25 protein-coding genes and 1 pseudogene are annotated in these 21,619 nt (G+C 66.1%); 11 read left to right on the top strand and 15 right to left on the bottom strand.

The annotated features are described in order from the left end of the window. Positions 1-2 precede the first annotated feature (2 nt). A complete protein-coding gene (locus ACZ5KP_RS12880; protein ID WP_460918124.1) occupies positions 3-653 on the bottom strand; it encodes an HVO_0476 family zinc finger protein in 651 nt (216 codons plus the stop codon). A 143-nt stretch (positions 654-796) separates the two neighbouring features. Here ACZ5KP_RS12880 and ACZ5KP_RS12875 point away from each other — a divergent pair, with 143 nt between their 5' ends. Next, positions 797-1,528 carry a DUF7117 family protein gene (locus ACZ5KP_RS12875; RefSeq protein ID WP_460918122.1) on the top strand — a complete coding sequence of 244 codons (732 nt, stop codon included), beginning with the start codon at positions 797-799 and terminating at the stop codon, positions 1,526-1,528. 63 nt (positions 1,529-1,591) lie between these two features. Here the strand turns inward: ACZ5KP_RS12875 and ACZ5KP_RS12870 are convergent, their stop codons facing one another. The 6 genes from ACZ5KP_RS12870 to ACZ5KP_RS12845 form a co-directional block, all read right to left on the bottom strand. After that, positions 1,592-2,428: an NTF2-like N-terminal transpeptidase domain-containing protein gene (locus ACZ5KP_RS12870; protein ID WP_460918119.1), complete on the bottom strand. Its 837-nt coding sequence runs from the start codon at positions 2,426-2,428 to the stop codon at positions 1,592-1,594. A gap of 99 nt (positions 2,429-2,527) precedes the next feature. Beyond that, complete coding sequence (locus tag ACZ5KP_RS12865; RefSeq protein WP_460918117.1) at positions 2,528-3,058, bottom strand: SprT-like domain-containing protein; 531 nt, start codon at positions 3,056-3,058, stop codon at positions 2,528-2,530. A 34-nt stretch (positions 3,059-3,092) separates the two neighbouring features. Continuing rightward, positions 3,093-3,986 (bottom strand): bifunctional methylenetetrahydrofolate dehydrogenase/methenyltetrahydrofolate cyclohydrolase, encoded by an 894-nt coding sequence (locus ACZ5KP_RS12860; RefSeq protein ID WP_460918115.1) that lies wholly within the window; start codon positions 3,984-3,986, stop codon positions 3,093-3,095. A gap of 63 nt (positions 3,987-4,049) precedes the next feature. Beyond that, a complete protein-coding gene (locus tag ACZ5KP_RS12855; protein WP_460918113.1) occupies positions 4,050-4,841 on the bottom strand; it encodes a class I SAM-dependent methyltransferase in 792 nt (263 codons plus the stop codon). Positions 4,842-5,087: 246 nt separating this feature from the next. Further along, a complete protein-coding gene (locus tag ACZ5KP_RS12850; protein ID WP_460918111.1) occupies positions 5,088-5,384 on the bottom strand; it encodes a DUF7565 family protein in 297 nt (98 codons plus the stop codon). A gap of 140 nt (positions 5,385-5,524) precedes the next feature. After that, positions 5,525-6,307 carry a DUF7839 domain-containing protein gene (locus tag ACZ5KP_RS12845; RefSeq protein WP_460918109.1) on the bottom strand — a complete coding sequence of 261 codons (783 nt, stop codon included), beginning with the start codon at positions 6,305-6,307 and terminating at the stop codon, positions 5,525-5,527. Positions 6,308-6,410: 103 nt separating this feature from the next. Between ACZ5KP_RS12845 and ACZ5KP_RS12840 the strand changes: the two genes are divergently transcribed. Both ACZ5KP_RS12840 and ACZ5KP_RS12835 read left to right on the top strand, forming a co-directional pair. Then, positions 6,411-7,769: a glycosyltransferase family 87 protein gene (locus tag ACZ5KP_RS12840; protein ID WP_460918106.1), complete on the top strand. Its 1,359-nt coding sequence runs from the start codon at positions 6,411-6,413 to the stop codon at positions 7,767-7,769. A 104-nt stretch (positions 7,770-7,873) separates the two neighbouring features. Further along, positions 7,874-8,338: a zinc ribbon domain-containing protein gene (locus ACZ5KP_RS12835; RefSeq protein ID WP_460918104.1), complete on the top strand. Its 465-nt coding sequence runs from the start codon at positions 7,874-7,876 to the stop codon at positions 8,336-8,338. Between the two features lie 7 nt (positions 8,339-8,345). Here the strand turns inward: ACZ5KP_RS12835 and ACZ5KP_RS12830 are convergent, their stop codons facing one another. Next, a complete protein-coding gene (locus ACZ5KP_RS12830; RefSeq protein ID WP_460918102.1) occupies positions 8,346-8,804 on the bottom strand; it encodes a hypothetical protein in 459 nt (152 codons plus the stop codon). 182 nt (positions 8,805-8,986) lie between these two features. Beyond that, complete coding sequence (locus ACZ5KP_RS12825) at positions 8,987-9,832, bottom strand: formate/nitrite transporter family protein (RefSeq protein ID WP_460918100.1); 846 nt, start codon at positions 9,830-9,832, stop codon at positions 8,987-8,989. Positions 9,833-9,961: 129 nt separating this feature from the next. Here ACZ5KP_RS12825 and ACZ5KP_RS12820 point away from each other — a divergent pair, with 129 nt between their 5' ends. Then, a complete protein-coding gene (locus ACZ5KP_RS12820; protein ID WP_460918098.1) occupies positions 9,962-10,423 on the top strand; it encodes an SPW repeat domain-containing protein in 462 nt (153 codons plus the stop codon). Positions 10,424-10,577: 154 nt separating this feature from the next. Here ACZ5KP_RS12820 and ACZ5KP_RS12815 read toward each other — a convergent pair whose 3' ends face one another. Continuing rightward, positions 10,578-10,835, bottom strand: a complete 258-nt coding sequence (locus ACZ5KP_RS12815) for a hypothetical protein (protein WP_460918096.1) — start codon at positions 10,833-10,835, stop codon at positions 10,578-10,580. 703 nt (positions 10,836-11,538) lie between these two features. Continuing rightward, positions 11,539-12,246: a carbonic anhydrase gene (locus ACZ5KP_RS12810; RefSeq protein ID WP_460918094.1), complete on the bottom strand. Its 708-nt coding sequence runs from the start codon at positions 12,244-12,246 to the stop codon at positions 11,539-11,541. A 160-nt stretch (positions 12,247-12,406) separates the two neighbouring features. On the opposite strand from ACZ5KP_RS12810, the gene ACZ5KP_RS12805 reads away from it, so the two are divergent. Next, positions 12,407-13,108, top strand: coding sequence for an alpha/beta fold hydrolase domain-containing protein (locus ACZ5KP_RS12805; protein ID WP_460918092.1), 702 nt, complete (start codon positions 12,407-12,409; stop codon positions 13,106-13,108). A 66-nt stretch (positions 13,109-13,174) separates the two neighbouring features. On the opposite strand, the gene ACZ5KP_RS12800 is transcribed toward ACZ5KP_RS12805, so the two are convergent. After that, on the bottom strand, positions 13,175-13,513 hold the full coding sequence (locus ACZ5KP_RS12800) for a hypothetical protein (RefSeq protein ID WP_460918090.1): 339 nt from the start codon (positions 13,511-13,513) through the stop codon (positions 13,175-13,177). Positions 13,514-13,662: 149 nt separating this feature from the next. Here ACZ5KP_RS12800 and ACZ5KP_RS12795 point away from each other — a divergent pair, with 149 nt between their 5' ends. Next, positions 13,663-13,869, top strand: coding sequence for a hypothetical protein (locus ACZ5KP_RS12795; RefSeq protein WP_460918088.1), 207 nt, complete (start codon positions 13,663-13,665; stop codon positions 13,867-13,869). 121 nt (positions 13,870-13,990) lie between these two features. On the opposite strand, the gene ACZ5KP_RS12790 is transcribed toward ACZ5KP_RS12795, so the two are convergent. Next, positions 13,991-15,073, bottom strand: coding sequence for an AI-2E family transporter (locus tag ACZ5KP_RS12790; protein WP_460918085.1), 1,083 nt, complete (start codon positions 15,071-15,073; stop codon positions 13,991-13,993). Positions 15,074-15,483: 410 nt separating this feature from the next. Further along, entirely contained in the window at positions 15,484-15,744 is a 261-nt protein-coding gene (locus tag ACZ5KP_RS12785; protein WP_460918083.1) for a hypothetical protein, read from the bottom strand. A 906-nt stretch (positions 15,745-16,650) separates the two neighbouring features. Here ACZ5KP_RS12785 and ACZ5KP_RS12780 point away from each other — a divergent pair. The 3 genes and pseudogenes from ACZ5KP_RS12780 to ACZ5KP_RS12770 all read left to right on the top strand — a co-directional run bounded on the left by ACZ5KP_RS12780 (position 16,651) and on the right by ACZ5KP_RS12770 (position 18,320). Next, positions 16,651-17,466, top strand: a complete 816-nt coding sequence (locus ACZ5KP_RS12780; RefSeq protein ID WP_460921052.1) for a formate/nitrite transporter family protein — start codon at positions 16,651-16,653, stop codon at positions 17,464-17,466. 353 nt (positions 17,467-17,819) lie between these two features. Further along, positions 17,820-17,963 (top strand): annotated as a pseudogene (locus ACZ5KP_RS12775) (IS1595 family transposase); the annotation flags it as partial. A gap of 51 nt (positions 17,964-18,014) precedes the next feature. Beyond that, complete coding sequence (locus ACZ5KP_RS12770; protein WP_248898341.1) at positions 18,015-18,320, top strand: putative quinol monooxygenase; 306 nt, start codon at positions 18,015-18,017, stop codon at positions 18,318-18,320. A 97-nt stretch (positions 18,321-18,417) separates the two neighbouring features. Here ACZ5KP_RS12770 and ACZ5KP_RS12765 read toward each other — a convergent pair whose 3' ends face one another. Next, on the bottom strand, positions 18,418-18,963 hold the full coding sequence (locus tag ACZ5KP_RS12765; RefSeq protein ID WP_460921050.1) for a type 1 glutamine amidotransferase domain-containing protein: 546 nt from the start codon (positions 18,961-18,963) through the stop codon (positions 18,418-18,420). On the opposite strand from ACZ5KP_RS12765, the gene ACZ5KP_RS12760 reads away from it, so the two are divergent. Both ACZ5KP_RS12760 and ACZ5KP_RS12755 read left to right on the top strand, forming a co-directional pair. Further along, positions 18,883-19,350, top strand: coding sequence for a recombinase family protein (locus ACZ5KP_RS12760; RefSeq protein WP_323174758.1), 468 nt, complete (start codon positions 18,883-18,885; stop codon positions 19,348-19,350). The genes ACZ5KP_RS12765 and ACZ5KP_RS12760 overlap by 81 nt on opposite strands. Positions 19,351-19,654: 304 nt before the next feature. After that, positions 19,655-21,550: a transposase gene (locus ACZ5KP_RS12755; protein ID WP_323174757.1), complete on the top strand. Its 1,896-nt coding sequence runs from the start codon at positions 19,655-19,657 to the stop codon at positions 21,548-21,550. The last annotated feature ends 69 nt before the right edge of the window (positions 21,551-21,619 follow it).

The following is a 21,619-nucleotide window of genomic DNA, read 5'->3' as shown; positions in this document are numbered from 1 at the left end:
GGCTACCAGGCCGACCAGGCGTCTGAGGTCTCGTCGCGAGCGTAGACGCGCTTGACGTCCTTCGCGACGGCCTCGTCGCCGTCGTAGTTCAGCTTCTCGTAGTCGTAGCCCGACGCGTCGTCGCGAACCGCGATGCCCTCGATGCCGAACGCCTCCTCGCCGAAGGAATCGCTCTCGCCGACGACGAACTCGTAGTCGCCCGGGACGTGGACGGTGGTGCTGTAGGTGTTCTCGCGACTGCCGTCGCTGGGATGGACCGTGACCTTGACGGCGACGTTGCCGACGGCGCGCGTCCAGATCGTGGACGCCTCCTCCGCGGTCGCCTCCTCGACGCGACGGTCGCCGTCGAGTTCGACGTTCGTGACGCGGACGGTGAAGATCCCCTCGTCGGTCTCGAGGACGAACTCGTCGCCCTCGGCGATCGACTCCTCGGGATCGACGTCGGTCCTGGCGGTGAAGGAGTCGCCTGACTGGGAGACGACGACGTCGCGCTCGACGGTCTCGTCGTTGGGAAGGGCCTCCTTGTGGACGTGGTCGCACTCGGTACAGCGGACGGTCGCCTGGCCGCCCGGGGAGAGCACCTCGTGGACGGTCTCCTGCTCCTGTGAGCAGGCAGGGCAGACGAGCGCGACGCGCTCTACGGAATCGCTCATACCAGTCACTAACGCCGGGCGCGGGAAAAGTCGTCGGACCGGGCTCGCGCGAGGCGGTGGCAGCCGTCGACGGACCCAGCGACGCCGGCTCCGCCGCGTTCGCACACGGTGGCCTTTTTGCCGCCACGCCCGACGAGTCGCCCATGGAGATCCGGGGCGAGCGCGAGTGCACGGACTGTGGCGCCCGGTGGTCGTACTTCGAGACCGGCGCGATCGTCTGCCCGGAGTGTTCGAGCCCGGACACGGTCGCCGTCGACGAGGAGCGCGTCGTCCACACCGACTCGCCAGTCGAGTTCGATCTCACGCCGATCCGGAGCACGATCGACGACGTGCCCCGCGAAGAACTCGCCGAGACGATCGCGGAGACGTGCAGGGAGTACGTCCGCCAGCGAGGGTTCGTCCGCGGCGGCGAGCTCCTGTCGATCGACGACACCTACCTCGCCGCACGGGAGCTCGCCGGCGTCGCGGACGCGGTGCGCCGCGCGCGGTCGCTCACCGACGACGAGGAGTGGTACTTCCTGGAGCTGCTTCGTGGCGCGGACGCTGGCGAGCGTCCCGGTGCCGCTGACGTTCCCGAATCGATGCGGCCCGTCCGGGGACTCGCCTACGGCAACGCCGTCCGGGACTACCGCCGCGACGTTCGCCAGTGGCTCGACGCCACGGAGGATCCGCCCGGTCCCGAGTACGCGAACGAAGTGCTCGGCTCGCTCGACGAGCACGTCCGCCGGATCCGGGCGCTGCAGGGCGACGTCCCGCCGGAACAGGCCGGAGGGCTCGTCGCAGCGGCGCGCGATCTCGGCGCCTACCTTCGCGCGGACGATCCCGACGGGCTCGCGAGTGCGCGTGAGCGACTCGACGGGCTCGTCGAGGGGTAGTCGAGCGGTGGCCGAACGGTCGCCGAACAGCGTCGGCGGAGCACCCGTCGCTCGCCGATGTGATCAGCTCTCGATCTGCAGCGTCGAGGAGAGTGACCCGGTGGTCTCGTCCTGGAGGTCGATCATCAGCAACGCGGTCGAGGCGTCGCCACTCGGCGCGGACCAGACGAACTCGACCGTCGTGCCGGCACTGATCGAACTGCCGTCGGCGTCGAACGTGGCGACGATCGTGTCACCCGCTACGAGTTCGTCAGCACCAGTCGGCCCCGTTGCCGTCTGCCCCTGGACCCGGACCGACAACGTGCCCGGATCGAGCGCGGTGTCGGCGCTCTGGACAGTGAACTCGAGGGCGGAGACCTGGCCGTCACCGTTCGTTTGGGGGTCCGCATCGAGCGACACCGACGGCACGGCGTCGCCCGTACTGTTGGGATCCCTGAACACCCGCCACTCGCCGTCCTCGGTGCGAAGAATAACCTCGAGGGTCGTCGTCTCACGACCCCCCGACGACGAATCGATTGCCACGTCGACCTCGACCGTTGCTTCGGAGTCGCCACTGGACGCGACGGTCGCGCCCTCCACCGTCGCGTTCGCAGACTGGTAGGTTTCGACCAGCGATTCGCCGACCGCGTCGACGGACGACTCCGAATGCAGGAGGTCGTTCGCGGTCGCCTGATCGCCGCTCGCGATCGCCTCGAAGAAGGTCCTCGCAATCTCGGCCGGCCCCAACGACTGGGTACCGTCATCTGTGGTCTCCCCGGACGAACCGGAGTCGGCCGTGGTATCGCCGCCGGACTCGTTTTCGTCACCGGAGCTGTCCCCGGAGCCGTCGCCAATCCCCGAACAGCCCGCCACCGCGACGGCCGCGCCGGCACAGCCGAGCAGATAGGTTCGTCGTCGCATGATTCCAGATTCTCACTGTAGGAAATAATGGTTGTGGTTCGGGGTGGTGTGGGACGGTACGGTATCGGCCGACAGTCGCAGTCGAAGGGTTCCCGACGATCAGTCGGCGGCGTCGCCGGCCGCCTCGACCCGGAACTCGCCACCGCAGTCCCGACAGACGTAGGATTCGGGCTGCTCGACGAGCTTCGAGCGCCGGTAGCGCGCGATCCGCGCCTCGCAGTCCTCACAGATCACCCACCACTCGGGATCGGTGAATCGCTCGCAGTTGATCGGCGCGTCGAGCTCCGCGGCGAGCGCCTCGAACGCGGCGCCGTGAGTGGGGTCGCCGTCCTCGGCGAGCAGGTGAACGTGGATCAGTTCGTGGCGGATCGTCGACGCAGCCGCCTCCCAGCCGTGCTCGGAGAAGTGGTCCCACGTCAGGACGACCTCCTTCGGATCCCCGTCGCGGTGTTTGACCGCGCCCGCCCGCCGTTTCGCGCGCTTGCTCACCGACCACTCGAGGGCACTGACGTCGACGGAGAGGTCGTGTCGGTCCGCGACCGCACGGGCGTAGAGCTTCGCCGCGGCGAGGAACTCCTCGTCGCTGGCGGCGTCGTCGACTGCGTAGCGTCCGAGGGGATCGTCGGTCACGGGTGGACTGATCGGTTGCTGGTCGGAACGGCGTTCAGGGGAGCTCCACGTCGACGTCGGCGTGGATGCCCGCTGCCTTCACGGTGTTGTAGAGGAGCATTGCGCGGGTCATCGGCCCGACGCCGCCGGGGACGGGGGTGATCGCCTCGGCCTTGGGCTCGACGCTCTCGAAGTCGACGTCGCCGACGAGCTCGTAGCCCTTCTCCGTGTCCGCATCGACGGAGTTGATCCCGACGTCGATCACGGTCGTCCCCTCGCTAACCATCTCGCCGTCGATGAACTTCGGGACGCCAGCTGCGGCGACGAGAATATCGGCGCCGCGCGTCTTCTCGGCGAGATCGTCCGTCCGGGAGTGACAGACCGTCGTCGTCGCGTTGCCGCCGGGCTGCTTCTGGATGAAGAGGTTCGCCATCGGCTTGCCGACGATGTCGGAGCGGCCGACGACGACGGCGTCCTTCCCCTCGGGGTCGACGCCGGCGTCCGCGAGGAGCTTCTGGACGCCGTGGGGTGTGCAGGGCTTGAACCGCGCGTCGCCGGCGACGAGCCGGCCGACGTTCTCGGGGTGGAAGCCGTCGACGTCCTTCTCGGGGTCGATCGAGCGCAGGACGCGGCTCTTGTCGACGTGGTCGGGCAGGGGGAGCTGGACGAGGATGCCGTTGACGTCCGGGTCGGCGTTCAGCTCGTCGATCGCGTCGTAGAGGTCCTCGGCGGGATCCTCGGCGTCGAGGGTGACGTCGCGAGCCTCGATGCCGACCTCCTCGCAGTCGGACTGCTTCATCGAGACGTAGGTCTCGCTGGCTGGGTCCTCGCTCATCAGGACCGTCGCGAGACAGGGCTGGACGCCCTGCTCGGCGAGTCGATCGATCTCCGCGGAGAGGTCGTCGCGAATCGACTGGGCGACGGCGTTGCCGTCGATGATCTCGGCCATGTCAGAGAGGCTGCAGTCCGCGGCCTTCAACGCTCGGGTTCGTTCGAACGGTGCAGCGACGAGCTACGCGGCTGATCGGACCGCTACCACGCGCAGCCGACGGTAGTCCGCGACCCACTCGCCGTCGGCGTAGAGCGCGTCGCGGCATCGATCCTCGACGGCCGCGATCACCGCTTCGCGCTCGGCGTCGGTGAGCGGCGCGAGCAGCTCGTCCCCGAACCCCTCGATCCAGTTTCGGAGTCCATCCTCGCCGTCGAGCGGCGTCGGCCTGTCGAACAGTCGGAGGTCGCGAACCTCGAACCCCTGTTCCTCCAGCAGCGTGGCGTACTCGCCCGGAGAAGGGAAGTACCAGCCGTGTTCGCCGGGGTAGCCACGCGCCTCGAGCTCCGCCTCCAGCGCGTCGGTGATCGTCGCGACGTTGCCGACGCCGCCGAGTTCCACGACGAGTCGTCCACCGGGGCGGAGGGCGTCGTGGACCGACGCAATCGCTGCCGTCTGATCGGTGATCCAGTGCAGTGCTGCGTTCGAGAAGACGGCGTCCAGCGACCCATCGAAGGGAAGCGAGCGGGCATCGGCCTGGACGAAGTCGACGCCGGGATAGGTGGATCGAGCCTCGGCGATCATTTCCGGAGAGCGATCGAGACCCAGTGCGAGCCCGCCCGTCTCGCCGGGATCCACTGCCGCCGCAATCTCGGCGGTGAGATGGCCGGTGCCACAGCCCAGATCCGCGATGCGCTCGCCGGGGGTGGGATCGAGGAGCTCGAGCAGGTCCCGGGACGCCTCGTACACGAACGCGTGGTCGTCGTCGTACCGATCGGCTTCCCACTCGTTGTCGACCGCACCCGGCTCCGTCATGTGACGACGTTCGATCGCGAGACCCTGAACGTTGTCATGCCGTGCGGAACTATGACACAGCGGGGAACGTGGGACGCAGTTCTGAAGCGCAGCCGACCGTCCTGGCGACGCTCCAGCGCAGCCGCTCAGACCAACTGACTCGACAGACCGACTGACTCGACAGAACGGCTGGCTCCACAGATCGACTGGCTCCCCGGATCGGCCGGCTCCACGGATCGACACGAAAGAAGACGGCCGGACGACGCCTCAGATCCGCGCTTCGTCGATCCGGTCGACGATCGTCTGGAGATCCGCGGCGGCCTCGATCTCGTCCTGGATCTGTTCGCGTTCCCGGACCTCCTCGGCGCTGGCGCCATAGGCGCGAACGTACTCCGCGCGGGTATGTTCCTCGAAGGCGTGCTTGATCGCGAGGTAGCCGTCTGGGACGACGGTGCCACAGACCTGGCACTCGTGGCGGTCGTGGTCGTTCGTCTGGTGAACCACGACGTCCTCGACGTCCGCGAAGATCTCCGAGCAGCCCTCGATCCCGCAACCCCACGTCATATCGTTGGACTCCATGCCCCTTGCTCAAAACGTTTCCGCCCGACGGGGGACGACTCGGGCAGGGGTCGGTCGGAACGAAGGACCTCACTGCACCACGGGACCGTCGTCACGTCTCGAGCCGTCACTGCGCAGCGACGTCCTCACCGCGCCTCGGAGACCTCGTACGCGACGTCGGCGTCCCGGAGCGCGTCCGTGACGCGGCCGACCGCGTCTGTCGTTGCTGCGACGAGCACGTCGAGCCCACGACCCGCGGCGTCGGCGGCGACGGCGCCCGCCCCGAACGCGACGGCGGGCTCGGCGTCGACGCGACGGAGCGCGACGACGGCTTCCACGCCGGCAGCGACGACGAGATCGGCACCCTCGACGGCGTCGGCGACGGCATCGTCGGCCACCACGCGACTTCCGCCCGAGCGGATCGGCGGGATCTGGAGCACGGTAACGCTCCCCGGTTGCAGATCGACGACGCCCTCGAACCCCGTGACTCCGACGTCCTGTCCGGCCTCGGCGGCTGTCGTCGTGACGCCCGTCGCGTCGCCGGATTCGCCGGGCGAGGCGTGGAAGAGCCCCTCGCGCATCGTCAGGGTGACCGTCTCGCCCTCCTCCAGGTCGTCGGTCGCGATGGCTGCGTCCTCCTGGACGCTGCCGAGCACGTCCTCGGTCACGTGGTCGACGAACCGGCGGACTTCCGTCGCCTCGCGCAGGAGGAGGTCGACGCCCTCCTTCGTGACGCGGTAGCGCGAGCGACCCTCCATCTCGACGAGCCCGTCGTCGACCAGCTCCCGGATGTACTCGCTGACCGCCTGGCTGGTGACGCCGACGGCCTCCGCGATCTCGCCCTGGCTGACCGCCGGCTGGCGCTCGGCGATCTCGACGAGGATCCGGAAGCGAGTCGCGACCCGCTTGTTGTCCAGAACGTCGGCCATGGGCGTCCTTCGCGGCCGAACGTAAAAATCGCAGGGGGTCGGCGCCCACGCGGCGTTCGTCCGCCTCCACAACGCTTTCGCCGTCCCGTGTGAACCATCGACCGTGACCGCTTCCCAGGACGGCCCGGATACCGCGGCAACCGATCGGGACGGACTGCGCCGCTCGACCCGTACCCTCCTCGTCCTGGGCATCCTCGGCGGGCTCAACTCGGCGTCGCTGCTCGTGCTCGAACAGCCCGAACAGCTCTCCCTCGCGAGCGACGTCTACTTCCACGCCGCGACCGCCGTGCTGGACGGCGGTGACCTCTATTCCACCACGCCGCCCGGGCTCCCCGGCTACCGGTACATCTACCCGCCGATCGTGATCGCGCTCTTCGTTCCCCACGCGCTGCTCGGCAGCGAGACGGCGGCCTTCGCGTTCCAGACCGTGCTCAACGTCGGTGCCGGGATCGGGATCGCGGCGGTGCTCGTGCGGGCGCTCGGACGCCGCGGGGTCGCACTCGGTCGGGGCGACCGGCTCCTCCTCGTCGCCTTCACGCTGCTCAGCTCCTGGGCGGCGAACCAGCTCGTCATGGGCCAGGTGAACCTCTGGCTGGCGATCGCGATCGCGCTCGGAATCGACTGGCTGGACGCCGAGTGGTTCGAGCAGGCCGAGCGAGGGAACGGCGACCGAGCGGATCCGAGCAGTGCCGGCGAAAGATCCGCCGAGCAGACGAGACGGTTCGACCGGTCGACGCTGGCCGGCGTCGCGTTCGCGCTCGCCGCACTCGTCAAGCTCTTTCCGGCGACGCTTGGCTGCTGGCTGCTCCGAACCCGACGCTACCGTGCCGTCGCTGCCGCGATCGCGACCGGGCTCGGCGGGCTGGCGCTCGGCGTGCTCGTCTTCGGCCCCGATCTCACGATCGAGTATCTCGGGGAGGTGTTGATCGAGCGATTCGAAGGGCAGACCTTCGAGGGGACGCCGGATCCCGAACGCAACCACACGACGGTGCGGCGGATGCTCGCCGCGGCGTTTGGTGGCTCCTCGTCGATCGTGACGCCGCTGGCCTTCGCGCTCGTCGTCCCACCGGTCGCCTACTGTTATCGCGACGTGTCCACGGACCGTCGGCGCCTGACGGCAGTGCTCGCGACGCTCGTCGGGACCCTGCTCGTGATGCCGCTCCAGCCGCTCTACTTCTCCTTCCTCTTCCTCCCCGTCGTCGTGCTCGCAGCGACCCACGAGCGCGGCCGGTCGCGGAAACTGCTGTTCGCCGGGACGCTGCTCGCGTTCACGTTCACCGGCCCCAAAACGGTGGAAGCGATGGCAGGGCCGCTTCCCGACTCGCTGGAGACCCCGCTCGTCGAGTTCGCACGCTCGCTCTTCTCGGTGATCCTCCCGCCCACCGCGGGCATGTGGCTGCTCCTGGCAGCGTGCGTGCTCGTTCACGCGAGCGGGCGACGTGCCGCTTCTGGGCCACGGTAACGTACCTGGCTGTCGACGACGGCCCAGCACGGAACTGCCAGCCAGTACATTCATGTGTGACCGAGGGCCGGTTCGAGACGACTGCTACGGAGTGTTCACGAAATATGTCTCCAGGAAGATCGAAGGGGCCGGGCGAAGTGTTCTGTGAGTCGTGCGGCGAGGCGATCAAGAAAGAAGCCGAGCTGTGTCCCAACTGCGGCGTTCGGAACGGGAGCGTGAGCGGAGGAGGCGGAGGTGGCGGTGGCGGCAGCCACGATCCGGGTGCCTTCGAGACCACCGTCTCCGACAGCTGGTGGATCGGGGTGCTCGTCGGCACCGTCGCCTGGGCAGCGTTGCTCGTGCTCTCCGGGACCGGGGTCGGCCTCGGAGCAGCTGGCGGCTTCGCGGTGATCGTCGCGTGGATCGGCCTGCCGCTGGCGATCTACTTCGACGCGCAGTACGTGCGGGCGAACAGCGAGTGGAACCCAGAGGAGGCCATCTGGATCATCCTCGCACTGGTCTGGGTCGTCAACGTACTCGTCGGCATCGTCTATCTCTACCGTCGTCACGAAGTGCTCGGCCAGCCCTGACTGGCCGCTACAGGCGATCGGTGATCGCGGACGGATCCCAGTCCGTCACGTCGCGATCCTCGAAGGCCATCCGATAGGCGAGCACGAAGGTGAGGAAGTACAGCACCGTCGAGAGACTCGTGAGGAGCACCCACACCTCGACCTCGGCCCAGTCGAAGACGAGGCTCCGCAGGAGCGCCTCGAGGATGGCGGCGCCGTAGACCGCCACCGCCGCCTGCGCGACGACCAGCTCCTCGGTCCCGGCCTCGACGATCCAGTACGCGCCGGCGACGATCGCCGCCGTCGTCAACGCGCCGATAACGAGTCCGACGATCCTGTCGCCCTCGTCGAATCGGATCTCGCTGTGGCGCAGGAGATCGACGAGGACGTCCAGGAGGAACTGTCCTCCGGCGACGGCGAGCGCCGCGATCGCGGCGACTTTGAACAGCGTTCCGACCGAGACGGCGGAGCGGCCCATGCCGGACATGACGGGACGTGCAAAGTCGGGGCGCTTGAAACTGTGGTACTTCGGTTCGGTCACCTGCGTTCGTCTGCGCTGCCACGCCCATCGCCCGACATCTCGCCGATCGCAGTCGGCGGAACCGCCGACGTAGCGATTCTCCGTGGTCCCGGACCGCGGAGACGGAACGTCGATCGCCCACACCGTGATTAGTCGTCTCGATCGGCCGCCTCGAACGCAACGTCGTGGGCTTCCCCCGCGAGCGCGACGTGGCCGTAGTTCAGCAGTCCGACGAACACGCCACCGCCGACGACGTTCCCGACCGTCGTCCAGAGGAGGAAGTGGCCGTACTGGCCGAGCGAGACGCCCTGGTCGAGCAACAGTGCCGTCAGGAGTTCGGTCGTGCCGAGGATGCTGTGGTGGAACGGACCGAAGCCGATGATAGCCGTGCCGATGATCACGAAGAGGATCCGACCGACCGTGTCTCGACTCGCCGCGGAGAGCCACGTTACGAGTCCCATCAGCCAGCCCGCGACCACGCCGCTCAGGAAGATCACCCACCACGACAGCCCGAGCAGCGCCGAGGAGAGGGTTCCGAACGACGCCGGATCGACGACGCCCATCTCCGGGCCGAGTACCGCGATCAGCCCGGCGAACAGCGCACACCCGAACAGGTTCGAGACGTACGTGACGCTCCAGACCCGGCCGAGGTCGCGGACCGTCGCCCGGCCGTCGAGAACCGGGAGGATGGCCATCGTGGAGTGGGCGGTGAACAGTTCCGTCTGTCCGATGACGACAAACAGGAACGCGATCGAGGAGACGCCGCCGAGCGCCGCCTGTTGCACGAGTCTGGACTCGAACCCGCCGGAGTAGGTGAGCACCATCCCCATCAACAGCGCGCCGAAGCTGAGGTTGAGTCCTGCCGATAGCCCCGAGAGGAAGACGCCCTTCGGCGGGCGATCGATCTCCTTGAGCGCATTCTCCATCTCGCGCTCCAGGATGTTTCGGTACGACAGCGACGCGCCGGAGGGGTCCGACGTCGAGTCCGAGCTCATGCGCCCGTCCCCGCGTTCGGCGAGCCGTCGGTTGACTGTTTGGGACGTGGGATGGGTAAGGCGGCCTTAGCGCGTGAACCGTCGTTCCCCTTCTTGCGACGTGACACCGAACGACACAGTGGGATCACAATGACCCAATCACCGACGGACGCCCAACGCGACCCGGATCGCGACCCCGACCGGGACCCCGAACGAGCGCGTGCGAGTACCCGGACCTTCGACACCGACGCGATGAAGTGGGTCAGCGGGATCGTCTCGCTGATCGGGCTCTGGATCGCCGCGTCGCCGTTCGTGTACGACACGACGACCATGGCGACCTGGAACAACGCCGCCGTGGGGCTGGCGATCTTCCTGGTCGCCGGGTTCACCTACTATCAGCTCGCCGGCGGGATGTTCGCCGCCGTCGGTGCGCTCTCGCTGGTGGTGCTCCTGGGGCTCTGGACCGTCGCGGCGCCGTACCTGATGGAGTTCGAGAGCAACGCCCTCCTGCTCAGCAACGTCGCCGCCGGTGGCGCCGTCGCCGTGATCTCCGCCTACAACGCCTACGCGAATCGGGAGGCCCAGACCGCCGGGATGGGGACTCGCGCCTGAACCGGGCGCGACCCCGGTGGAACGTCTGGAGCGGGCTGGCTGACTGACGGGCGAAACGAACTGGCGGAACCCGCGGGTGGTCGGAGTCGCGGAAGAGAAGCGGCCGTACTGCATTTGGTCGCCCAGGCCGGCTATCGGTCGGTCAGGTCGGCGATCAGTCGGACGGCTGCGCGTACTCCCGCGTTTCGAGCACCTCGAGGCGCAGCTGTGCGAGGTGGTGCCGGGTGAACACGACGGCAGCCGTGACCATCGCGGCCGCGAACGCGACGCCGACGACGATCGGGAGCTCCGTGAACAGCCCGTTCAGAAGCTGGACGATCGCGAGCACGACGGGGACCACGGCGACGAGCCCGGTCCTGACTGGCGTGTGGCGCAGGGAGGCTGCCAGCGTAACGTCTTCTTTCGACCGCATTGGGCTGTCGTTACCGGGAGTACAAAAAGAACTTCCGGCCGTTCGCTCCGTCGATCTCACCGGTTCGGGTCCGATACGCACCGGATGACCGTCAGCTACGCACTGAATGGATCGAACTGCCTGCCGGATGCGGTCCGCAGTAAGGGGCGCCTGCGTCGCTTGCGGACCAGTGCGATCGGACGCAGATCGGCGATCAGGGTCGAACGGCCGTCGCCGAATCGGCGACTGCATTCCGCGATCGCCGATCGATTCCCTCGTATCTGGCCTCCACGAAGCCTACACGCGGCCACCTACACGGTCGGAACTGGCCACGATCCCGGACCCACCCCGTGAGAGCGTTCATGTGCAAGTCAGTGCCTACCGCGTGACGGGTGTGCCTCGTCCATGGGATCGAGGCGAACGCGAGCGTTCGACGCTCGGGCACGCCCGCCGCTGCGATGCAGGGCCGCTCTCCCCGTTGCGACCGTCACGGATGCTCCCCTCACGGCGGGCGCTCACGGACGGGACGGCGGCCAGACCTGACACGGCGCCCGGTGGCGCGAGCTGGAGCGGAGAGCTGCCGACGGCCGCCGGAGCACCCCTTGCGGCGGCCGATTCGTCACACTCCAGCCCGCCCCGGCGAGATCGCCGCAATCTGCGACGCTCGGACGGCTGTGGACCGCCATCCGCGACGAATTTTCGAGTATCGAACGGGACCGGAGAGCTACAGCAGCCGGTGGACGTGATCGGCGAACTCGTCGTCGAGCAGCCCGCGAAGCGCGTCGGGATCCGTCTCGCCCGCTGCGTTGACGAGATACGCTCGACCGGGAACGTCGCCGTAGACGCGCTGGAAATCGTACACGAAGCCGTAGACGTCGACGTCGTCCGGGACGTCGTCGCTCTCGCGGAGGAACGCCACCTGTCGATCGACGTTGTACTCGGCGAGCTGGTCGACGAGGCCGACGTCGGCGTCGGGATCAACGCGGTCGTCAGCGAGTCCGTCCTCCACGACCGGCGCGAGCAGCTCGACCCACTTCGCGACGCCCGCGGGCAGTTCACCGTCTTCGTCGTCGCCGGCTTCGCTGGCCTGCACGCTCTCGAGGGCTGCCGTTACCGCACCACAGCCCGTGTGCCCGACGACGACCGCGACCTCGGTGTCGGTGAACGCGAGCGGGTAACAGGTGCTGCCGTCGAGAACGAGATCGCCGTCGTGGCGGTCCCAGACCTGGTTGCCGATGGTGCTCGGCGTGAACAGCCAGCCGGGCTCCTCGACGTCCCACATTCCCTCCTGGGACACCCGGGAGTCCGAACAGCAAACCGAGACGACGGCGGGCCACTGGCCGTCCTGCACGTCGTCGAAGTGGTCGTCAGCGAGCGACTCGGCGTGGCGATCGTTGCGCTCGACGAGCTCTCGTAGCGTGGCGTCGGGCATGAGAGCTACTGTGTCCGTCCATCCCTTCTACCTTTCCAGTCGCGTCGAACGATGCCAGCGCGAGCCAGCGTGACCGCACTGGCCGACCGAGTGCAGGCCGAATCACGTCGGCCCGAGGCGCCGCCCCGGCCTTTTTGGTGCCGCCTGCGTCCATAGGACCATGCGCCGCGTCCAGTACGGCGAGGGCGACCGACGACTCGTGTTCGTGCTCGGGTGGGGGAATCGGCCGGAACACGCGGGCGTCCAGTGGCTCGTCGACGCCCTGACGACCGCGGGCTACCGCGTCGACGTCTTCGAGCTCCCGCGGACGATCAACGACTTCGAGTCGCAGTATCTCGCTCCGATCCGAGACCACCTCGATGGACTGGACACCTACCGACTGCTGAGTCACAGCACCGGCGGACTGATCGCCCGGTACGTGGACGACGACGGGCTCCAGACGCGGACGTATCTCAGCCCGTGGTGGGGGTTCCACGAGGCGCTTCGCAACCCCCTCGTCTCCGCGCTACTGCGCCTCCCGATCGCGCGACCGATTCTCCCGGCGTCGTCGGATCGATCCGACCTCGGGGAACTCGCCTCCGACGAGTGGGTCGAAGACGCACCCTCCTACGCCGCGCCAACCTTCCTCAGGGAGGCACGACGAGCGCAGGCCGCGATGCCGCCGTTCGACGACCGGGACGTGGTGTTCTACAGTCCCCGGGACCCGATCGTGAGCGCGGACGCCATCGAAGCGGACGCGCCCGCGGCGAACAGGATCAGCTACGACGGCGGGCACGAGCTGTTCAACTCCCGGTCGCGCGACGAACACCTCGACGCGCTGCTGGCGGCCATCGACGAGGGAATCGATGGAACCGACGCCTGACACTGGTCGAGGGGTCGCTCTGCCAGTGTGACGACCAGCTGAGCGAGCGAAGCGCACATCTCCCGGTCACTCACCGATCTCCCGATCGAACGCCTCCCTGGAGAGCGTCTCGAGCAGCGCTTTGACGTCCTGGACCGTCTCGTCGTCGATCCCTTCGATCGCGTCGACGCTGTGCGCTCCGCCGTGGGCGCTCTGGAGCGCGTTCTCGTTTAGTTCGCCGGATGGCTCGACGACGGGGAGTTGCAGGTCGCCGAACGCGTCCGGCGGGAATCCCGAGGCGGAGAGCAGGAAGCTGTCGGCGATGCGCCCGAGATCGTCCGCGTCGAAATCCTCCTGTTGTGGAGCGTCCCAGTCGTCGGTCGTCGTGCCGGAGTAGTCCGGTTCGTGGAGGTCGTAGCCGGGCATCTGAACGAGGACGTACGGCAACGCGGACCCTAAAAGCAACCACGCGCGGCCAGTTCGTGGATCTCAGCACGTCACGACGACGATGGCTACGGGTAATCGTGCGGACGTACCGGCCAGCTACCAATGCCCCTCGGCCGAGTGACGCCGGCATGGTCGACTTCGGCAACCCGGCTGGCTTCGACGTGGCGACGGTACTGACCGGATCGGGGCTCACACTCTTGGTCTCGGCCGGAATCCTGCAGTTCGGCGACGAGCTACCGTACGAGGAGCCGGCGCTCTACGGCGTCACCGGGGCCGTGCTCGTCGCACTCGGCGTCGCGTTCGGGCTCGCACTCGTGGTGGCTGGCTATCGATAGCCGCGTCCGGCGCCGATTGGGAAACGATTGCAGCGGACGCGATCGGCCAGTGCTCAAGGGTGGCGGAGACGGAAACAGTCTGCCAGTAGTCGAGTGCTGTGGAGTTCGGTGTCGTAGAGTGTCAGTCGCCCAGATAGGCGGTCGCCAGCCACGGGAACGCTTCGTGTGCGAAATGAAACGTGACGACCACGAGGATCGGACCGAGAAACAGGCCATACCAGCCAAAGGCCATCGTTCCGAGGACGTAGCCCAGCAGGATCAGCCCGAGGTGGATCGATCCCCTCGCGGAGAGATACGTCCGGAGAAAGACGTCGGGGATCGTGTCGACGACGATCGCCGACACGGCGAGGAAGACCAGCGGGTGCCAGAGCGGCGTCTCGGTCGTCGCGGCGAGCACGCCCAGGTACCCGGCGTACGGCAGGTAGACGATCTTCATGCCGACGACTGGCACGATCGTCCCGATCCCGATGAGCGCGCCGAGCAACACCGGCGTCCCCACGACCGTCCCGCCGGGCGCGAGCAGGTTCATGCCGGCGTAGACCACCGCCGCCTCGATCGCGGTGAGGACGACCAGCACGAGATTGTTGAAGAAGACGGTCTCGAGATCGTCGTCGACCGCCTGAGTGAACGCGACGATTCGCTCGTCGTGGTCGACGGCGTCGTAGAACCACGCGGCGATCGCCTGATCGTCCCGGAGCAAGTAGAAGAGGAAGACCAGGAGCAAGAACACTTGCGCGACGACCGCGAACGCCAGCGACGCCACGCCGACCACCCCGTTCGCCAGCGTACGAACCCTGTCCGTCGTCGATCCCACGCCACTCGACGGCGCAAAAGCGTCGGCGAGCGCCTGGAACTCGCCCTGCCTTGCGAGCCGGAGGTAGGGCTGGACGTACGGCCGCGTCGACGGGACGGATCCGCCACCGAGGGCGGATTCCAGCTCCATCGCCACGAGAAAGAGCGCGTACCCGACGACGAACGCCATCGGAACGACGACCGTCAACAGCGTGAGCGTCACCGCGACGTTGGCGTAGGGCACCCGCGCGTCGATCCAGCGGTGGATCGGCCGCGTCGCGTAGTAGAGGAAGATCGCGGTGACGAGGACGCCGACGTACCGAAACAGCGCGAAAGCGACCAGCGCCCCGGCGATTGCACCGATCGCGACCCAGAGGCGGCGATCGTCGTCGCGATCGGTGAAGGCGTCCATTGTGGGCTGTGGCGTCTCGATTGCTCTCGCTCTCTTTCATTCCCTCTCGCTTCTTTTCTTTCTCTCTCGCTCCCTTTCTCTCGGGCACACTTCCTCGGGAACTCGTTCGACTATCCACTGCGCAGGCGAGGCCGTCGATCTGCGCAAGCGCGGACGGTCGATCGATCCCCAGCGAAGCGATCGCCACGGGAACCAGGCAGGCAGCCGTGGAACCACTGCGGTGTAATCGCGGCGCCCACTCTGTTCGTCGCTGCTTACCGGGACCGGCGAGGCGTGAACGGCCGGCGGGGGCCGATCGGCGCTGGTTCGGAGAAATCGAGGCAGGCGCGCGGGCGAGCCGAACGAATCCGAGAACCGGGCCCGAACCACGTCCTCGTGGTCGAACCGCGAGGACGGACCGCCCGGCCGTTTCAGAACGAGGAGAGCCCCCGTTTGAACTTCCGGACGACGCTCCGTTGCTGGAGGTAGCTCGCCAGCGCGAGGAGCGTCGGTGCCCAGAGACCGACGAAGATGCCGTCCTCTTTCTCACCTTTCACGTAGAACTCGTACCACGACAGGAGGACCGAACCGGCCGCGATCGCGACGATCGGATCACCCATCGACGTCGGTACGCGCCCTCTCATCTCTTCACGCTGCTCGTCGACGTCGGTTTCGACTTCGAGTAACGCCATCGTGCGTCCCAACGGCGCAGTTCCGACTAACGGTTCGCCCTTCGTACGCAGGCCGATCTGGGCAGCGACGGAGCCACGTTCGCGCAGGCAAAAGCGTTCGCCACGCGAAGCCGACGATCCGAGTGAAACGCGCCTATCGAAGCACGTTTTTAGCTATTTCCGTCGTCGTCACGTACGGTGACCATGGTCGACTTTCGAGCACTGCTCGACGGGCGAACGGTCAACGCGGCCGTCGCCTGGGTGGCGACGCTCGCCCTTGCGGTCGCGGCCCTCGTGCTGCTCGCGGACGGCGCGGTGCTCTGGCCGGCGTTCGCCCTGCTCGTCGTGGGCGTCGTCCTGATTCCACCGATCGTCACCCGCGACGCGTCGGCCACGCTCCCCGGTGAGCTGGTCGCACTCGTCGCCGTACCGGTCGCACTCCGAGCGCTCGATCTGTTCGTCCAGGCGACGCCGTTCGCGACGATGGCGGGGCTCGCGTTGCTGGTCGTGCTCGTTCTCGACGCGTTCACGTCACTCGAGATGGCGCCGCGGTTCGCCGTCCTGTTCGTCGTCGTGACGACGATGGCGTTCGCCGGCGTCTGGGCGATGGTCGAGTACGCCTCCGACTTCGTCCTCGGAACGACGTTCATCGAGGACCAGCGGGAGCTGAATCTGGACCTGTTGAGCGCGACGCTCGTCGGGCTCCTCGCCGGAGTGGTCTTCGGGGCGTACTTCCGCGAAACCGACGGCGACGAACCGTTCGGCCGCCGATCGTTGCCCCGTGCGCTCCGCAATCGTACTCCGATCGCCGCTGGAACGGCCAGCGAGAACCAGACCGCGCCGAAACCGACGCGACCGGACGATGAACCGCGGACGACCGTCGACGTCGAGGAACCGAGAACGACCGACGAAGCCGAGGAAGGGGAGATGGCCGACGAAGCCGGGACGACGGAACTGCTCTTCAGTGGGATCGCTGCGGGCTTCGCGATCGTGTTGACGTTCGTCGGCCACGCGGTGGGCAGTGCAGTCTTCCCGAACAACGGGTTCTTGGCCGCGATTCTTTATCCGCTCGGGTTCGTCTACATCATCGTCGGTCGCTATCAGCTCTATACCGAGAACACCCTTCCTCCAGTAGCGCTTGTGTTGACCAGATTGGCCAGCCTCCCGTTGCTGTTGCGCGTCTGGGGGATCGTGCTGTTCGCGAACGTCGTCGGGGCGGGCCTCGGAGCGTTCATTCTCGCCAATAGCCACGTCCTCTCGACGGCAGCGATGCACGCCGGCGCGGAGTTCACCAGGAGTGGGCTCGAACACGCGTGGTGGGACGTGTTCTTGAAAGCTCTGTTCGCGGGCTGGCTCGTCGCCGGGGTAGTGTGGCTCGGTACTGCTGCGCAGGACACGATCGCCCGCCTGTTGCTCATCTACAGTGTCTTCTACATGATCGCTGCAGCGGAACTCTATCACGTCGTCACGGCGGCGGCGGACGCGCTCTTTTTCGTGTTTCTCGACGTCCCCAGCCCTGGGTTGCTCGTTGTTTTCTACGATTTCTGGCTACCGGTGTTGCTTGGGAACACCGTCGGCGGCGTGTTCTTAGTCGCGCTCGTGAACTACGGTCAGACCGAACAACGGCGCTTCCCGGAGGTCCGCGAGCTCTCCGCGCGCGAGGTGCTCTTCAGCTGGAAGGGCGGCCGATCGCACACCACGCCCCGCCCGTACGTCGAGGAGAACGAGCCCGGAACCGACTGATCGACGACCCGTCGCTCCGCCCTCAACGAACTCGTCGTCTTGGAAACCCCGCAGAGCGAGATTTCCGGTGGGGCCTTGTGGTATTCCTGTAACTGTTTCGGTTTTTGGAGAAATAAGTTACTGAGACCTGTCTCTTCCTGTTTTAGCCGGTAGATTTTGGCTTCGACTTCGAATCAGAATCAACGGCCGATAGCGTGGTGTGTCTCTTCGAAAGCCCATAGACGACACTGGCGCGGACGGCCAACAGGAGCACGAGCGCAACGAGGACAAGTTGGCCGACACCGAGGATTTGCTCGGAGGACACCTGGAGCCCGATGGCGATGAACAACACCGTGTTGAGCAGGAAGACGATCCATAGCTTCCTTCGTCAGTGGCTGGCGAAGTTCAGGGGCGTCTCGAAGCACCACCACCAGAAATACCTCGGATTCCTCGGACTGAAACTCAACTCACCGGACGACTGGTTCGAGAAACTGCTATGTTGCAATGTATCGGGATGAGCGTCTAGCATAAATGTTTATGTGAGTTGCACACACACGTACGGACTGGGTATGACCGACGCAAACGTCGCCCTCCTCGTTCGACTCCAAGCACAGTCCGGCAAAGAATCCGATGTCGAGGAATTCCTCCGTTCGGCACTGCCGATAGCCGAGGAAGAACCGGACACCACCACGTGGTTCGCGCTCCGCATGGACGATTCGACGTTCGGCATCTTCGACACCTTTCCGGATGAATCCGGTCGGGAAGCGCATCTCTCGGGCGAAATCGCTGCTGCCTTGGAGGAAAACGCGGACGAGCTGTTCGCAGAACCGCCGGAGATAGAAGAAATCGACGTACTGGAGGCCAAACTCCCCTAACATCTGAAATTGGACAGACAGAAGCAGCAAAGACGAATCTCACATCTCGTTCACGAACGCCGGACGTTGCGATGGACCCTTTCGTGCTACCGCGCCGTTAGTGGCGACCCTCCTCGAACTCCTCGATGATTTTATCACAGAAGGCATCCAAGTCGTCGGGCTTGCGGCTGGTCACCAGTCCCTCGTCGACGACGACTTCCTCGTTAACCCACTCGCCGCCCGCGTTGCGGATGTCGGTCTGTAAACTGGGGAAGGAAGTCAGCGTCCGACCCTCGACCACGTCGGCCTCGACCAGCATCCACGGGCCGTGGCAGATGACTCCTGCGGGCTTTCCTGCCTCGATGAACTCCCTGACGAGATCCACTGCGTCGCCGTCTGCGCGGAGTTGGTCCGCTCCGACGGAGCCACCCGGAACGACGAGCGCATCGTAATCTTCGGGGGAGACCTCGGAGAAGGTTTTCTCCACCTCGAACGTGTCACCCGGGTCGAGGTCGTTGTTGACGGTTTGGACCTCGCCGGTTTCGTCGAGGACCTCCGCGAGAAGGGCATCGACATCGACCTCGTGAACCAACCTATCGGGACCGTCGGGGAGGACGACTGGATGGCCGAGATGATGCTCAACATGATGATGGTGTTCGCCGATGCCGAGCGCAAGATGATTCGCTCGCGTGTCCAGGAGGGCATCGACGCCGCCATCGCCGACGGCAAGCGCGTTGGTCGCCCACCCTTCGGCTACACCGTCGAGGACGGCTTCCTCCAGCAGATTCCCGCCGAATACGTTCGTGCCCAGACGTTTATCCGCGAGGTGCGCAAGGGCCGCGAGAAACACGCCACCGCCGCCTTTTTCGAAATTCCCGAGTCAGCCGTCCAGAGCGTCCTCGCACGGGCCGAGGCGAACTACGACGTCCCGTTCGACAACGACCAGTGGCGACTCGAACGCGCAAAGGTCAGCGCTGGCGAGAAGGACCTCCCGCCGCTCGATGGCCAGAGCGAACACCCACCCGCACCGACGAGAAGACCAGAACAGTAACTGTTCGTGGGAGAGCAAGCGTTCGGAGTCATCAGTGCGCTTGAGCCAACCGACTCGATCATGAGCAGGTGACAAGGCGGTCGTCGTACTCGGCAGAAACCGATGGGACAACATTCACTGTACTACGGTAGCCGCGTGTACGCAGCGAGCCCTCCGTCCAGTGTTCGTCTGCCGGACGACTTGTGGGTACGGTTAGATATACGATATGGGTACGAAGTCAACGCCAGAGTCGGACTCAGCCGACACAGATGCACGTATCGACGCAAAATCATCCACCACAACCCCGCTGAACGACACGGCGGAGATGGTGGCAGCGGCTCTCGTCGCCGACGCCACCGGCTACAACGACCAGCCCCGGTTTTTCGAGGGCGAACCCGACGGGAGTGGTGATGGTCTCGACGGTTTCGTCGCGGATGTCACGACCATCGCACAGGCACAGTGCGAGCGGTGGAAGAGCTACGCCGATATCGAGACGCTGATCTGCCACCTCCCGATCGATCATCTCACGTTCGCCACACACGATTCGTTAGCGCCGTATTCGGGGCGATATCCGATGGCAGTCCACGTTCGAGCGGCTCTGCTCAAGGAACTCAACGGCTGGGACGAAACCGCACTCCACGACCACCTCCGAGCCCATCCCTCGCTCCGTCAAAAGCTCGGCTTTGAGTCGCTCCCGAATCAATCGACGTTCTGGCGTGCGTGGAACGAACGTTTCAGCGAACAACTTCGTGACGCCGTACAGGAGTGTGCCGATACGATTGTGAGGGCCGCACGCGCCTGTGAGGTGTCGCTTCCCGATCGGATCGAGACTCACGGACCGGCTGACTCCGACCCCGACAGCCGTCCCAAGCACCAGCTTGTCGCCGCAAAGACCGACGAGGTCTGGCAGCAGGCCAAACCGTTCGTGACCGACGCCTTCGCGCTCTCTCGCGGCCAGAACTGGCAGATTCACGAGAACGCCTTCTGGGAGCAACACGCCTACATGGGGATGCGCGAGGACATGTACGCGCGCAGCGGCCCCGCCTCGTTCTCGCTCGATACGACACGAGAGCGGATTCCCACGGGATCGACCCACCGCTATCAGATCGGGAAGCTCTCAGTCGGGGGGATTCGGGAGATGCTGCGCAACACCACGCGGATGTTGATCGCTCGCGCCCGCCAGAACGGCGAGCTCGGCGGGCCGGTCTTTGCGGCTATCGACGTGACCAAGGGATTCCCGTTCACTGGCGACGAAGAGGGCCACGAGGACGACATCCTCGGCTACAAGGACGGCAACGACTACTACCAGTGGGCCGTGCTCAAGATCGTTGGGATGGACGTCCCGCTCGTGCTCGACATTGTCCCGCGCGAACGAGGCCAATCGAAAGACGAGATCGTGGAGAAACTGCTGGAACACACGACCCAGATGGTGGATATCGACCTCGTGATGATGGACCGTGAGTTCGACAGCGACCCAGTGAAAGAGACCTGTGAAGAACACGGCCTCCACTACCTGAATCCGACGCGCATCTTCACGAACAGCGACGAGGCCGAGACCATCGAGTGGATGTACCGCAACGGCAAACGGTTCCACGTCACGGAGGAGAAAGCCGACGAGGGGACGCTCACGCGTAAGCAGGTCTACCTCCCGAAACGGTCGAACTCGGACAACGAGGATGAAGACGACGATCTCTCGGCAGTCTGGACGGAGATATGCGGCGAGTGGGGGTTCGAGGACGTGGAGGGCGAACCGAGCGAAGGGATGTCGTTCTCGCGGCTGCTCGCGGACATCCAACGCGAGGAAGACATCGAAGAGCGCAAGCAGAGAGCACAGAACGGAGACGTCGACACCAGCGAAACCGTCGTCTTCGAGACGAACCACCCCTACGTGACCACCCGCGACGCCGACGGTCAGCAGATGAACGGAAAGGAGTTCATTCACATGATCGAGCGGCTGATCCGGTGGTATCGGCACCGTTGGGGTATTGAGAACGGCTTCAAGAAGCAGAAACACTTCATGGTGCGAACCACCTCGACCGAACGCGACTATCGGTTCTTCAATTTCGCGTTCGCGTGCGTCCTCTATAACGTCTGGCGGCTGGTGGACCTGCTCGTGAAGATCGCCATCGACGGCGAGAACCGCACATACAAGCCCCGAGTGGATGCGAACCAGTTTCTGACCGTGGCGAAGCAGTACCACGGGCTCGATCCGCCTGACTGACGCCCGGCCATCCCTGCGACCGCCCGGTCGTGAGCGTCGGCTCTATCGGACGTTCGTTTGTTTCACGCT

The organism is Salinarchaeum chitinilyticum (assembly GCF_055390775.1).
The sequence above is the reverse complement of the archived record's forward strand: the minus strand, read 5'-3'. Positions and strand labels throughout refer to the sequence as shown.